Source organism: Lysinibacillus sp. NPDC097195, from assembly GCF_044762075.1.
In the GTDB taxonomy this organism is placed as follows: domain Bacteria; phylum Bacillota; class Bacilli; order Bacillales_A; family Planococcaceae; genus Lysinibacillus.
Genome location: NZ_JBIWDP010000001.1, coordinates 57,916 through 73,024 on the forward strand (window position 1 = coordinate 57,916; position 15,109 = coordinate 73,024).

Annotated in this window: 11 protein-coding genes; 8 read left to right on the forward strand and 3 right to left on the reverse strand. The window is 37.0% G+C overall.

What is annotated here, in order from left to right:
• Positions 1-688: 688 nt before the first annotated feature.
• Positions 689-1,960 (forward strand): L-lactate MFS transporter, encoded by a 1,272-nt coding sequence (locus ACIQXI_RS00300; protein ID WP_402920180.1) that lies wholly within the window; start codon positions 689-691, stop codon positions 1,958-1,960.
• Positions 1,961-2,282: 322 nt separating this feature from the next.
• Positions 2,283-2,975, forward strand: a complete 693-nt coding sequence (locus tag ACIQXI_RS00305; RefSeq protein ID WP_402920183.1) for an AIM24 family protein — start codon at positions 2,283-2,285, stop codon at positions 2,973-2,975.
• 206 nt (positions 2,976-3,181) lie between these two features.
• On the opposite strand, the gene ACIQXI_RS00310 is transcribed toward ACIQXI_RS00305, so the two are convergent.
• Positions 3,182-4,432 carry a BaiN/RdsA family NAD(P)/FAD-dependent oxidoreductase gene (locus ACIQXI_RS00310; RefSeq protein ID WP_402920186.1) on the reverse strand — a complete coding sequence of 417 codons (1,251 nt, stop codon included), beginning with the start codon at positions 4,430-4,432 and terminating at the stop codon, positions 3,182-3,184.
• Positions 4,433-4,629: 197 nt separating this feature from the next.
• On the opposite strand from ACIQXI_RS00310, the gene asnB reads away from it, so the two are divergent.
• The 4 genes from asnB (at position 4,630) to ACIQXI_RS00330 (ending at position 10,699) form a co-directional block, all read left to right on the forward strand.
• The gene (asnB, locus tag ACIQXI_RS00315; RefSeq protein ID WP_402920189.1) at positions 4,630-6,477 is read left to right on the forward strand and encodes an asparagine synthase (glutamine-hydrolyzing); all 1,848 of its coding nucleotides are present in this window, start codon (positions 4,630-4,632) and stop codon (positions 6,475-6,477) included.
• 221 nt (positions 6,478-6,698) lie between these two features.
• Positions 6,699-8,312, forward strand: a complete 1,614-nt coding sequence (locus ACIQXI_RS00320; RefSeq protein ID WP_402920192.1) for a putative polysaccharide biosynthesis protein — start codon at positions 6,699-6,701, stop codon at positions 8,310-8,312.
• An 8-nt stretch (positions 8,313-8,320) separates the two neighbouring features.
• On the forward strand, positions 8,321-9,034 hold the full coding sequence (locus ACIQXI_RS00325; protein ID WP_402920195.1) for a pseudouridine synthase: 714 nt from the start codon (positions 8,321-8,323) through the stop codon (positions 9,032-9,034).
• A gap of 165 nt (positions 9,035-9,199) precedes the next feature.
• On the forward strand, positions 9,200-10,699 hold the full coding sequence (locus ACIQXI_RS00330; protein WP_402920198.1) for a diguanylate cyclase domain-containing protein: 1,500 nt from the start codon (positions 9,200-9,202) through the stop codon (positions 10,697-10,699).
• 76 nt (positions 10,700-10,775) lie between these two features.
• Here ACIQXI_RS00330 and ACIQXI_RS00335 read toward each other — a convergent pair whose 3' ends face one another.
• Both ACIQXI_RS00335 and ACIQXI_RS00340 read right to left on the reverse strand, forming a co-directional pair.
• A complete protein-coding gene (locus ACIQXI_RS00335) occupies positions 10,776-11,948 on the reverse strand; it encodes an MDR family MFS transporter (protein WP_402920201.1) in 1,173 nt (390 codons plus the stop codon).
• A 139-nt stretch (positions 11,949-12,087) separates the two neighbouring features.
• Positions 12,088-12,309 carry a DeoR family transcriptional regulator gene (locus tag ACIQXI_RS00340; protein WP_025220342.1) on the reverse strand — a complete coding sequence of 74 codons (222 nt, stop codon included), beginning with the start codon at positions 12,307-12,309 and terminating at the stop codon, positions 12,088-12,090.
• 358 nt (positions 12,310-12,667) lie between these two features.
• Between ACIQXI_RS00340 and pepV the strand changes: the two genes are divergently transcribed.
• Together pepV and dat are read left to right on the forward strand one after the other, a co-directional pair.
• The gene (gene pepV / locus ACIQXI_RS00345) at positions 12,668-14,071 is read left to right on the forward strand and encodes a dipeptidase PepV (protein ID WP_402920204.1); all 1,404 of its coding nucleotides are present in this window, start codon (positions 12,668-12,670) and stop codon (positions 14,069-14,071) included.
• 128 nt (positions 14,072-14,199) lie between these two features.
• A complete protein-coding gene (gene dat / locus ACIQXI_RS00350) occupies positions 14,200-15,054 on the forward strand; it encodes a D-amino-acid transaminase (RefSeq protein ID WP_402920207.1) in 855 nt (284 codons plus the stop codon).
• Positions 15,055-15,109: the final 55 nt, after the last annotated feature.

A 15,109-nucleotide genomic window follows, 5' to 3' on the forward strand; every position in this document is an offset into this window, starting at 1 on the left:
ATTACAGATTATTGTATTGGTTTCAATTGTGTTCTATAACAATTGCTATATAAAGTAATAGAAGTGTTGTTGACATAAGAATAATTGGGATTTTTCTGGATATCAGAAAATTTATATTTGAATAATAAAATATTATTAGCAATACCATCTGACAAAGACAATATACAAGTTAGAGTTGTAAAATAATTTACAATTTAATCAATTAGTGGGTTTGTTTACTTATCTTATAAACGTTGTGAATGTTTTGTGCGGGAAAAAATTTCTTTGTTAGCGTTTTAAAATTCTCTTTTGTCCCTAATATTTCTGTCTGTCAATTATTCGGATTTTCTTTTAGTATGCTGCATTTTAATTTGTATTTGCATGACTGGTTGCAAAAAGCAGTGGATTGCATGTGAACATATGCACAAAAATAATTATATTTAAATAACGTTTTATAACTAATTAAGTACAGTAGAAAAATAATTATCGCTAAAATATGTTCGTGATATTGTCCGATAAACGTATTTTTGCTTACGTACTGTAGGGTTTGTATTGATATCGGGATATCTAAAGGGATAAAAAACTTTTTGGAGAAATAATATTTTTTAGAAAAACATCTTGCATTTGAATAATTATAAGTGGTAAATTGTTTTACATGGACGTTCATAGAATTTTCACAGGTAGCAAAAGAGGGGAGAAATGAGAATTTATGAATAAAAATAGATGGTTAATTGCATTATCTGCGATCGCCATTCACCTTTCGATTGGTGGAGCATATGCATACAGTGTATACAAGCTACCGATTGTCACAGAAATGGGATGGAGTGAAACGAAGGTTACGATTGCCTTTACAATTATGATGGGGCTTGCTGGTTTTTCGGCAGCACTATTTGGTAGTTTAGTAGAAAAAATGGGTCCTCGTAAATCTGCTATGGTCGCTGCTGTACTGTTTGGAGCAGGACAAGCAGGTGCAGGTGTTGCGATTTCTATGGATTCTGTAACATTGTACTGGCTAACTTACGGCTTACTAAGTGGACTAGGTATGGGTATTGGTTATATTGCACCTGTATCAACATTAGTTAAATGGTTCCCAGATCGTCGTGGTTTAGCAACAGGTATGGCTGTATTAGGGTTTGGTTCGGGTGCACTGATTACTGCACCAGTAGCAGCGAACTTAATGGAAGCAGTCGGCATTTCTACAACTTACTTTATTTTAGGGGCATGTTACTTCACGTTAATGATTTTAGGGGCTTCTTATATAGCGCCGCCAAAACCAGGTTATATGCCTGCGAATATGAAAGCGGCTTCAGAAAAAGGCAAGGAAGTAGTGAAAACAGATTTAGCTGTTATGTCAGCTCGTGAAGCTGTGAAAACGAAGCATTTCTGGATGTTATGGTCAATGCATTTAGTAAATGTAACAGCGGGTATTATGATGATTTCTGTAGCCTCTCCGATGGCACAAGAAATTGTCGGCTTATCAGTTGCGGGTGCCGCAGCAATGGTAGGTGTAATGGGGTTATTCAATGGTGGTGGCCGATTAATTTGGGCTGCTGTGTCTGATTATATTGGTCGTCCAAACGTCTTTGTTATTTTCTTTACAGCACAACTTATTACATTTATCGTATTACCACATACGACAAACGTTATTATTTTCCAAGCACTTATTTTCTTAGTAGTTAGTTGTTATGGTGGTGGCTTCTCAAACTTACCTGCATTCGCAAGTGATTTATTTGGTACGAAGCAACTTGGTGTGATCCATGGTTATTTACTGACAACTTGGTCATTAGGTGGTGTATTTGGTCCACTTCTAGTGAGTACTATTCGTAATGCATATGACAGTTACATTCCTGTCTTTTATATATTTGCAGGTTTAATTGCCATTTCATTCATTATTGCAATCACATTACGTGCAGATGTACGTAAACAAACAGCATTAAAAGCAGCTTCACAAAAAGTAGGAGACGTCTCCGCTACACGATAATTTTATTTTCAATTCGCACTTGAAAGTATAGCCGTATTAGTGTCATTTCGCATATGACACTGATGCGGTTTTTATTTGTAGTAATTGTTATACAACACTTGATTAATCTTCGTCTAACATATAACAGCTATAGTTTGCTGTCAATAACATTATGGTAAATAAAGTGATTTTGGTTTTAAAAGAGAAATTTTGCAACGATATTGTACGGATAAAGAACTATGATTAACCATAAAAAATTGGTGAAATATCATATATGATGGCTTGGGCGGTGAATCTTTTTACGCCTAGTGACGTATATAAGGGTATGAAGGGGGCGAATGATATGGGGAAATATTCATTAAATGAGTTTGTTCAGACTACACAACAAGATGACTATGTGAATGAGTTTTTTGAGTTAGAAACGGAACGAGTACTAGAGGTAAATTTAGATGGTGAAGTCTGGTCGAAAATGGGGGCTATGATTTCATACATAGGCGATATTAAGTTTGAACGCGAACGTGTTTTAGAGCATGGTCTGTCGAAGATGTTTAAAAAAGCATTTACAGGTGAAGGAACACAACTGATGAAAGCAAAAGGCAAGGGCCAGCTTTATTTAGCAGATCAAGGGAAAAAAGTGACCATTTTTGATTTGAAAGATGAGAGTCTTTGTGTAAATGGCAATGACTTATTAGCATTTGAACCTACTATTAATTGGGATATACAATTAATGCGGAAAATGGCTGGTATTATGTCAGGTGGTTTATTTAATGTAACGTTACAAGGGAGAGGAAAAGTAGCGATTACAACTCATTTTGAGCCGTTAACATTAATAGTAAAGCCCGGAGAGACGGTTTATACAGATCCACATGCTACTGTTGCGTGGTCAGGCAATTTAACACCAGAATTTAAAACGGATATTAGTTTCCGGACGTTTATTGGGCGAGGCAGTGGTGAATCCATTCAAATGGCCTTTTCGGGCGAAGGGTTTGTCATTATCCAACCATATGAAGAAGTTTATTTGTCTAGTGAAAGTTAAAAGAAGCAGTGACAAAAATGAAAAAGAGTTAGATTGACTACATTCAATCTAACTCTTTTCTATGTCGTTGATGTCCGCAGCGACGGTGCTTTCCGCGGGCACATCGGAAGCCGCAACCCTCGCGAGCGTAGAATGCCTGCGTCTTACATTGTGAGCTGTTCTGTGCAGGAGTCATCACTTAGTCATAGCCAGATGGGATCGAGATTTTACAAGGCGGCGTTCATGCCTGCAATTCGTCCTGTCACGAGCGCTGATGTAATATTGTAGCCGCCTGTGTAGCCATGAATATCTAAAATTTCACCACAGAAAAATAAACCAGCTTTTTTCTTCGATGCCATTGTTTTTGGTTCAATTTCTTTTACAGAGACGCCGCCCCCTGTTACAAAAGCTTTATCGAGAGATTGCGTACCACTAACTGTCATTGTGAAATTGACAAGTAAATGTGCTAAAGCACGAATTTTGTCCTGAGATAATTCAATACCTGTCACTTGAACATCAATATTGGCGCGGTCGCATAAGAACAATAACCATCGTTCCGGTGCAACACCTTTCCAGACATTTTTCACAGCTTTTTTCGGCTCTTCTTTAATAAGCTTATTTAAATATTGCAGACAAGTTTCTTCATTGTAATCTACAAGTGTTTGAATTCGCATTGTGACCGGTTCGTATCCTGTTTTCATAAGCTCTTTGACGACAAACTGGCTACAACGTAAAATAGCAGGGCCGCTTAATCCGAAATGCGTAAAGAGCATGTCCATTTGGTGTGTGACAAGTGGTTTGCCTTTTTTATTGAGAACGGATACTGCGACATCTCGTAAAGCTAATCCTTGGAGCTCTCTCGTTTGAATAAAGTCTTCCTTCGATAACACAGGTACTTCTGTTGGGAATAATGTGGTCACGTTATGACCTGCTCGTTCAGCCCAAGGATAGCCGTCGCCTGTTGAGCCAGTTTGTGGTACTGCCTTCCCACCGACGGCAACGACTACGGCTTCACTACGTACTTCTGTACCGTCTGCTAAGCGCACACCAAGCATTTTTTCCTCATCCATTAGTAACTTGCTAACAGGCGTATTTAAGCGTACTTCAACATGTAGTCGTTGTAATTGACGAATCAGTGCATCGACGACGTCTTGTGCACGGTTGGATACAGGGAACATACGACCATGATCTTCTTCTTTTAAAGCCACGCCTAAGCCTTCAAAAAAGCTAATAATATCTTCATTGTTATAAACAGTAAAAGGGCTATATAAAAAACGGCCATTGCCAGGAATATGTTTAACGATTTCCTCAACAGGTAGACGGTTTGTAACATTACAACGACCACCACCAGAGATGGCTAGCTTTTTCCCAAGCTTTGTCCCTTTTTCGAGGAGTAAGACTTTCTTTTTTCGTTCTCCAGCGGCGATAGCAGCCATTAATCCAGAAGGGCCACCACCGATAACGATAACATCATACATATATGTGAACTCACTTTCTTTTCTTTTTTAGGAACCTTTCCTATTATACATGAAGTCTTTATAGAGGGCGGCTACTTTACATTGAAAATTATAATAAAGTGCATTATAATTTTTTATCTATAATGACAGCATGAAATGAATGGCTTTTCGTGCTATGATGGTAGAGGTTATGCACTAAATTATGAGGTGAAAAATAGATGTGCGGATTTATTGGCTATATTAATGGAACAAATGTGATTGATCATCACCAAACAATTGAAAATATGATGAATACGATTATTCACCGTGGACCGGATAGTGGTGGTATTCATAGTGACGATAAAGTAACGTTAGGTTTCCGTCGTTTAAGTATTATTGACTTATCAGACGTGGCAAATCAACCTCTTTATAGCCCGGATGGCAACATCGTGCTTGTTTTCAATGGGGAGATATATAATTTCCAAGAATTACGTGAAGACCTACAAGCGAAAGGTCATACGTTTAAAACGAAATCAGATAGTGAAGTATTAATTTTCGGTTATATCCAGTACGGTGTAGAATTCGTCAAGCAGCTTCGCGGTATGTTCGCGTTCTGCATTTGGGATAAAAAGAATGATTTACAATTTATCGCACGTGATGGCTTCGGTATTAAACCACTGTATTATACGGAAAACACGACGGATGGAACATTTATTTTTGGCTCAGAAATAAAATCTTTCTTGCCACATCCGGCGTTTATTAAAGAATTAAATAAAGACGCATTACGTCCTTATTTAACATTCCAGTATTCTTCAATGGACGAAACATTCTTTAAAGGTGTCTTCAAGTTACCACCAGCGCACTATATGGTTATCCAAAATGGACAAAAACAAATTGTGCAATATTGGGATAAAAAATTCCATGCGAAAGAAGCACCGATTGAAAAATATGTTGAAGATATTCGTTCAACAGTAAAAGAATCTGTCGATGCGCACCAAATTAGTGATGTTAAGGTTGGATCTTTCCTATCTGGCGGTATTGATTCTAGTTATATAACGTCATTATTACGTCCAGATAAATCATTCTCTGTTGGTTTCTCTGATTATGAAGATATGTTTAATGAGACAAACCTAGCAAAAGATTTATCAGATACATTAAATATTCAAAATGAACGAAAATACATTTCGGCAGATGAGTGCTTTGAAGCATTACCGAAAATTCAATGGCATATGGATGAACCACAATCAAATCCATCGTCAGTGCCGCTTTACTTCTTATCAGAGCTAGCTGCGAAGGATGTCACTGTCGTGCTGTCTGGTGAAGGTGCCGATGAAATTTTCGGAGGCTATTCTTGGTACCAGAACTCAGGAAGAATGCAAAAATACGAAAAAGTGCCATTCGGTCTTCGTAAAGCATTGCGTGGTATAGCAGAGGCATTACCGAAAAACCAATATACACATTTCCTTGTAAAGGGCGGTCAAACGGTAGAAGAGCGCTTTATTGGGGAAGCGGTTGTATGGGACGAGGATGATGCACTAAATGTGCTAAAACCTGACTACAAAAATGGTCCTTCTGTACAAACAATTACAAAACGTATTTATGATGAAGTACCAGGTGATGATGATATCACTAAAATGCAGTATTTAGATTTAAATTTATGGATGCCAGGTGATATTTTATTAAAAGCCGATAAAATGAGTATGGCGCATTCAATTGAATTACGCGTACCATTTCTTGATAAAGAAGTGATGGAGCTAGCAAAAGATATTCCGTCTAGATATCGTGTAAATGATATTGATACGAAATACGTGCTTCGTCAAGCGGCACATCAGGAATTACCAGAAGAATGGGCAAAGCGTCCAAAGCTTGGTTTCCCAGTACCGATTCGCCACTGGTTACGTGAAGAAAAATACTACAATATGGTGAAAGACATGTTTACAACGGACTTTGCCAATGAATTTTTCGATACGAAACAATTAGTGGGTTATTTAGATGAACATTATGAAGGCAAAGCAAATCGTGGCCGCTATATTTGGACAGCTTATGTGTTCCTAGTATGGTATAAACAATTCTTTGTTGATATGTAAAATAGAAGTAGCAGTTCAAAGAATCGATTTGATTTTTTGAACCGCTATTTTTTTGGGAGTACTTTACGATTAATTGCAAGTAGCAAAACTTTTCAGTGTAATTATGCATCTGTTTTCTTTTAAATATGTTAAGATAACAGTTGGTTTACTTGTTTTAATGAGTCAAAAGTGATGATGTCTCACTTTTTAATTTTGATTTTACTAATGAATGGATGGATACGATGTCCAATTTAATGAAAGGTACTGCGATATTAACATTAGGAATGTTTTTATCCAAGGTACTTGGATTAATTTATGTTTTCCCCTTTTATGCGATTGTTGGGCAAGAAAATATCGCGCTTTATCAATATGCCTATATTCCTTACTCAATTATGCTCGCAATAGCAATTTCGGGTGCACCGATTGCTGTTTCTAAATTTGTTTCCAAATACAATGCAATGGGCGATTATCAATCAGGACGTAAGCTGATGAAGTCAGGCATACTGATTATGATGATAACTGGTATTTTGTCCTTTGCTGCACTCTTTATTTTGGCAACACCGATTGGTGAGCTTGTGATTAAAAGTGATGAGCAAAAATTTACAGTTGAGCAAATTGCTTCTGTTATTCGCTGGGTCAGTTTTGCACTGATTGTTGTGCCATTTATGAGTTTATGGCGTGGTTTTTTCCAAGGCTATGACAAAATGCAACCAACAGCAGTTTCGCAGTTAGTGGAGCAAATTGTCCGAATTGTCGTGTTATTAGGTGGCTCTTTCTTAGTCGTTGTGGTCTTTAATGGCAAACCTGAAACAGCGGTTTCTTTTGCCGTATTTGCAGCGTTTATTGGAGCGATTGGTGGCTTAATGGTGCTCTATTACTATTGGAAAAAATACCAGCCTGAATTTAATTTATTGCGTAGTCAAAGTATCACATCAACACAACTACCGATGTCCGATATTTATAAAGAAGTCATTACGTATTCGATACCTATGGTGTTTGTTGGGGTGGCCAATCCATTGTTCCAATTAGTGGATATGGTGACGTTTAACGGTGCGATGAGTTCCATTGGCTTAGCAAAAGTGACAGATGAATATTTATCGATGATCAATTTTACAACACATAAAGTTGTTATTATTCCAGTTATGCTAGCTACAGGTTTTTCTAGTGCGCTTGTTCCGACAATAACAAAATATTTTACACAAGGTGAATATTTATCGCTACGTAATGCAATGGATAAAACATATCAAGTATTAATTTTCATTACCTTACCAGCTGTTGTTGGTATTTCATTACTAGCAAATGAAATTTATTTTCTGCTTTACTCGGAAAGTGAAATGGGTGCTGCCATTTTAGCGCATTATGCACCAGTGGCTATCTTATTTGCTTTATTCCAAGTGACAGCAGCATTACTCCAAGGCATTGATTTTCAAAAGTGGATTGTCTTTAGTTTATTATCAGGCATTTTAGTTAAGTTAGCGTTGAACATTTCGTTAATTCGATGGCTAGAGGCAGATGGCGCGATTTTGGCTACAGCGATCGGCTATAGTGTTTCCATTTTGATTAATATGGTTGTTTTGAGAAAAACATTAAATTATAAATCAATTATGGTACTACGTCGCATCATGCTTATCACCCTTTTAACTGCTGCAATGGCAATTGGTGTATTAATTGTTCATAAGCTATTAGAACTTGTTATGGGGCCAGTGGATAGTAAATTCTCTGCACTCATTTACTCTATGATTTGTGCGGCAGTTGGCGTTGCTATTTATGGCTATTTATCATTACGCCTTGGTTTAGCACAAAAATTACTTGGTGAGCGATTAACACGTATTACAAGTAAATTAGGAATTAAATAGGAGGAACTATGCGTTTAGATAAATTACTAGCCAATATGGGCTATGGCTCACGAAAGGAAGTTAAGCAACTCCTAAAACAAAAGGCCGTTTCTGTTGATGGCACCTATGTGAAAGATGCAGCCATGCATGTTGATCCAGATCAACAAAATGTTGTGGTTTATGGCGAACGTGTTGTCTACACAGAATTTGTTTATTATATGATGAATAAACCACCTGGTGTCATATCTGCTACAGAGGATTTACGTGATGAAACAGTAATCGACTTATTAGACCCTTTGCACCAACATTTTCAACCATTTCCAGTTGGACGTCTGGATAAAGATACCGAAGGCTTATTGCTGTTAACGAATGATGGTGTTTTGGCACATAATTTATTATCCCCTAAAAAGCATGTACCAAAGGTGTATTATGCTAAAATAGAGGGAATTGTGACACCGGAGGACGGCGAGAAATTTGCTCGTGGTGTAGAGCTGGATGACGGCTATGTAACGAAACCAGGTGAGCTTGTGATTTTGAAATCAGGCCCACTATCCGAAATCGAATTGACGATACAAGAAGGTAAATTTCATCAGGTGAAACGAATGTTTGAGGCGGTTGGTAAACGTGTTATTTACTTAAAGCGCTTGTCGATGGGCAGCTTACAACTTGATGAAAGCTTAGCGCTAGGTGAATATCGTGAGTTAACGTCTGACGAGTTGGCAGGCTTACAAAATAGAGAATAAAGAAATCCTCGGTGCTAAATTATTAGTAGCGAGGATTTTTTTTACATGTTTGTCCCAATAACTGTATAATATGATATATCAATAAAATAACGTGGAGGAAGTTGACGTACCGAAAAATTTTTATAATCAAAAAAATGATAGTGAAGATGAGTAGAGGGCATGTTAATGAAAAAACTACGGATTAAATTATTATTATCTTTAATTGCTTTTGCATTAATACTAGTTGCAGTCATATCGTATGTGAATAGGCAAATTCTTATCGCCAATATTGAAAATCAAGAAGCTAGTAACCGAACATTAATTGAAAATCATATTTTAACGGATATGCAAGCTGTAGATAATGCACACTTTTATTTTGATACAAATATTTCGGATAAGATGGAACAACAGCTACGGGCATTAGTAGCCTATTACGAAAAAAATCCAAATATTGATACGTGGAATTTACAGCAAATGAAAAAGCAAGATGGTATGGATATATACATATTAGATCAATCAAATAAAGTCATTTATACAACGTTCGACCAAGATAAAGGTTATGACTTTTCCTTATGTTGTAAAAATTTTTCCGCATTGTTAGATGAACGAAGAGATAGCGGACAATTTTATACAGATGGTATTGATATTTCCACAACGACAGGTCAATATCGTAAATTTAGTTATTTAGCAACACCAGATAAGAAATATTTATTAGAGCTCGGTCTAAAATTAAGCGAAGTACCTGTTTTTCAAACCTTTAATTTTGGGAAAACATCGTCTTATCTTATTGAAAAATATGATGACTTGCTCGATGTTCAAACGATTAATGCTGGCGGCGTATTTTTCTCCGACACAGAATCTACGCGAATTACTGTAGCAAATCAGTCTGAACAATTTCAGCAGCATTTTAAAGAAGCACTACGAACAATGAAGCCAACTGAATTTCAACGAAAGTTAGCTAATGGCTATATTGAAACAAATCGTTTTTTACCATATGAAGCCGAAGCAGTTCGCGGAGCGTCATCAAAAAGGGTCGTCTATGTAAAGTATGGTAATGATACAGAGTTAAATGCACTTGCCAATAATACGAAACAGTTTTGGTTTGTCCTAATGATTGCATTAGTAACAGCATTTATTATGCTCATTGTTATTAATAGATTGTTTTCAAAAACAATTCAACTAGCAACTTACGATCCGCTAACCAATGTCTTTAACCGTGCAACGTATATTAGCAAAATGGATAAAATATTAAATAAAAGAAAAAACAATACGCCTGGATTATTATTAATTGATTTGGATAACTTTAAACAAGTTAATGATCAATTCGGTCATGCCGAAGGTGATAGAATACTTATTAAAACGGCCAACATTTTAAATGAAGTGGTAGAAAAAAGAGGCTTTGTTGTGAGATTTGGTGGGGATGAGTTTGCTATAGTTTTATATGATACGAATGAAGCGTGTATGGAGCAATTAGCGCATGCGATTTTGGCGAAAATCCGCAACATTAAAAATATGGATAATACGAAATGGTCAATTATTTCTGTCAGCATGGGCGGCGTTATTTGTGAAAGCCCAAAGGAAACTGAGCTAAGTTTATTTGAAAGAGCAGATAAAGCTTTATATCAGTCTAAGAAAGCAGGGAAAGACAGATACTCTAGTCATGATGAGGTAGCAGTAACAGAATAAAGATAATATGTGAAGGTACGAGGCATATAGGATTAGCAAACCTATATGCCCCGTACCTTTTTGCTGAGGCAAATTACTAAACAGCCCTTTGTGTGTTAGAGCGGTAAAATAGGGAACTACATAATACAAGAACAGCAATTACTACAAACATGTAGTCAATATAGTGCGTTAAAAGCCAGCCCCCTACAATAGGTCCAATAAAGCCGCCCAAATTTTTAAATTGGGCAGCACCTAAATAGGTGGCCTTTTGTGTCTCTGGCGCAATTTCATCAATCAACACATTCATTGTAGGGAACGCAAATATTTCACCAATCGTAAAAATAACCATTGCACAAATGAATAGCGGGTAGTTCGTTGAAAAGCCAAATAACGTTAAACCAACTGCAAAGAACAAAATGCCGATAAGCAGAATGGTTGATGATGAAAAACGCTCTGAAAAAATACTAATCGGTAATTGTAATAAAAGAACGACCGCGGCATTCAATGAAATTAATAGGGAGTAGAGCTTGGCGCCATCTTCAATTTTAAGCTCAATTAGTTGTGGAAGTGTGGAATCGAATTGAGAGTAGCCAATATTGATTAAAATTGCACCAAAAATAAAACTTAGTAATACACGATTTGTTAACAAAATGGTAAAGGTTTGTAGTATTTTTGTTTGCGTAATAGCTTTTTGTTGTTGCATTTCATAGCGATTTAAAACGAATAATAAAAAGACGGCATAAATAATGTACATAGCACCTGTCAACATGAATGGAATGCTAGGACTAGACAGCGAAGCGATATACACGCCAATAAGAGGTCCAATTACAGCAGCTATATTAATAGCTGTATAGCGTAATGAAAACAATCTTTTTCGTTTGTCAGCCGGAGTAAAATCAATCATTAATGCTTGTGTGGAAGGTTCAAAGAACGAGCGACATAAACCGTTTAGTGCATTAAGTATGATAAAGAACCAAATCGAATGTGCGGTTGCAAAGCCGAAAAATACAATACTCCAAATAAGTATCGTAAGTAAAATAACACTTTTTCGACCGAAACGATCTGTTAAATACCCGCCGAAAAATCCACCTACTGTGGAAATGAGTGGGGCAATTCCAATGGTCAACCCTATCTGTAAAGGGGAGGCTGCAATTTCGTTATGTAAATAAATAGCTAAAAAAGGCATTGCCATAAAGCTCGCAATACGTGTAAATATCGTTCCACCTAAAATAATCCATACAAGTGGATGAAACATTTTGGATAGTTTCATATAAAAATCCTCCTCTCAACATGTAGAATGTTTCGAGTGTAACGGATTGTGAGTTGCTTTGTAAATAGAAAAAAAGAATGACCCCGACGAAAGGCCATTCTTTTTCCATACAAAATGCTTTACGCAATGTGCGTAAAAACTAAGACGTCAATTTTACTTTTTTACTCGTCGTTGTCCATTTGCCTCGACTTGGACTCATCACCAAATCGTTAAAGGCTAACACGTTCAAATCTCTTTGAACGGTGCGAGGAGTGATGCTAAACTCTTCGACTAAATCCTGTGTAGACACGGTTCCTTTGTCTAAAATAAACATGTACACGTCTTTAATACGATTAAGCATTCGATCAGTAGTTGGTTTCATAAATGAACCACTCCTTCATCTTAATTCTCTTGGCAAAGACTAGCGGACGACAATATGTGCGGAGTGCACTTAGGCTATTAAGTAGCTGCCTTAGACATCCCCTTTTCTAATTTTTATGTTCAGAACAACAATTCTGATAACTCTATTATATAAAAAAACGAGGCGATTTTCTAGTCAATGCAATAGAAATTTACAATATATACATAAAAATTGCGCTGTATTTAGTGGAGATTAGTGAAAATCATGCTATATGTGGTAGTGTAAAGGGAAGATAGGCAAATGATAGTTAGAAATATCATTGTATTTTTCGTTGTAAAGAGTAGAATAATCTTATTATAAATTACAGGAGGTACATAACATGGATTGGTTAAAAGCTGCAACAGAAAGACAGGATGAATTAATAAAAGAATTGCAAGAGCTTGTGCAAATTAATAGTGTATATGATGAACAAACAATATCTACAGAAGTGCCGTTTGGTGAAGGTCCGTTAAAAGCACTAGAATATATGTTAGCTAAAGGGCAAGCTGAAGGGCTACTGACAAAAAATGTTGATAATTATGCTGGACATATTGAAATGGGTCAAGGGGAAGAATTACTCGGTATTTTATGTCATGTAGATGTTGTACCAGTCGGTGATGAAACAAATTGGACTTATCCACCTTTTAGTGGCACGGTTGCAGACGGCAAATTATTTGCGCGCGGTGCAATTGACGATAAAGGCCCAACTATTGCTGCATGGATGGGTATGAAACTTGTAAAAGATGCAGGTATTCAATTAAACAAACGTGTTCGTATGATTATCGGTACAGATGAAGAAACAGGCTTCCGCTGTGTCGACCACTATTTTGAAAACGAGGAAATGCCATCAATCGGTTTTGCACCTGATGCCGATTTCCCACTTATTAATGCCGAAAAGGGCATCGCTGCGCTTGTATTCTCCCAACATCAGACTGGGGATGCAACGAAAGAGCAGCTACTACTATTTAATGCTGGTAAGCGTTCAAATATGGTACCAGATTTTGCAAAAGCAACAATTCAATTGGTATCTGCACAATTTGAACAGAATTTTCAAACATTTTTAAGTAAAAATCAGCTAGAAGGCTCTTTATTAATGGAGGGGTCTCACTATATAATAACTATCAAAGGAAAAGCAGCTCATGCAATGGAACCTGAGAAAGGTGTCAATGCAGCTGTTTACCTTGCAGCATTTTTACAACAAGAGTTGACGACAGAGGCAAGTAAGCAATTTGTTGATTTTATCGTTGATGTATTCTATCAGGATCATTTTGGCCAAGCACTAGCTTTGCATTTTGAAGATGACATGTCGGGCAAAACGACATTGAATCCAGGTATTGTAACATATGATGTGGAGCAAGGAGGTAGCATAGTTGTTAGTTTCCGCTACTCTGTAACGTATCCATTTGATGAAAAAATAACAGAGGCTCAACGTATAGCTGCTGACAAAGGTTTTTCACTTGATGTTCAAGAGAACTCCAAGCCTCATTATGTAAGTGAGGACGATCCGCTTATTCAAACGTTAGCTGGTATCTATCGCCGTCAAACAGGAGATAACGAAACGCCACTATTGTCAACAGGTGGTGGTACGTATGCGCGCGTATTGAAAAAAGGAGTGGCATTCGGCATGTTATTCCCTGGTGATCCAGACGTTATGCACCGCGCGGATGAATACGTTATCGTTGAAAAATTAGTGAAAGCGGCTGCTATTTACGCTGAAGCTATTGCTGAACTTGCGGGGAAGTAATGTGAAGGCATGCAATTTTCACGACGATGTCCTTTGATTTCCTAGTCTTGTCTTACTTCATTGTGTAATGGGAATCATCGTACCCGTAAATGCGAAATAACAACTCAAAAATGAAAAGGATGTTTAACATGGCATACACATTATGGAATGATCAAATCGTTGAAGAAGGATCTATTACAATTTCACCAGAAGACCGTGGCTATCAATTTGGTGATGGTATTTACGAAGTAATTAAAGTATATAACGGCAATATGTTCACAGCTCAAGAACACATCGATCGTTTCTATGCAAGTGCTGAAAAAATTCGCCTTGTAATTCCTTATACAAAAGATGTTTTACACAAATTACTACATGACTTAATCGAAAAGAATAATTTAGATACAGGTCATGTTTATTTTCAAATTACACGTGGTACGACGTCTCGTAACCACATCTTCCCGGATGCTAGCGTACCAGCTGTTTTAACAGGTAATGTGAAAGCTGGCGAACGTTCACTTGAGAATTTTGAAAAAGGTGTTAAAGCAACATTGGTGGAAGATGTTCGTTGGTTACGTTGTGACATTAAGTCTTTAAACTTACTAGGGGCAGTACTTGCGAAGCAAGAAGCATCTGAAAAAGGCTGCTATGAAGCCATTTTACACCGTGGTGATACGGTAACAGAATGTTCTTCTGCAAATGTTTATGGTATTAAAAGCGGTAAATTATATACGCACCCAGCAAATAACTACATCTTAAATGGTATTACACGCCAAGTTATTTTAAAATGTGCAGCTGAAATTAATTTACCTGTAATCGAAGAGCCGATGACAAAAGGTGATTTACTAGCAATGGATGAAATCATTGTGTCTTCTGTTTCATCTGAAGTAACACCCGTTATCGATGTAGATGGCCGTCAAATTGGTGCGGGAGTTCCTGGAGAATGGACTCGTAAATTACAAAAAGCATTTGAGGCAAAATTACCACTATCAATTAACGCTAAATAACCATTAGTGATTATAAAGAGCTACCTAAAACTCGGTTAAAAGCCGAGCTACTAGG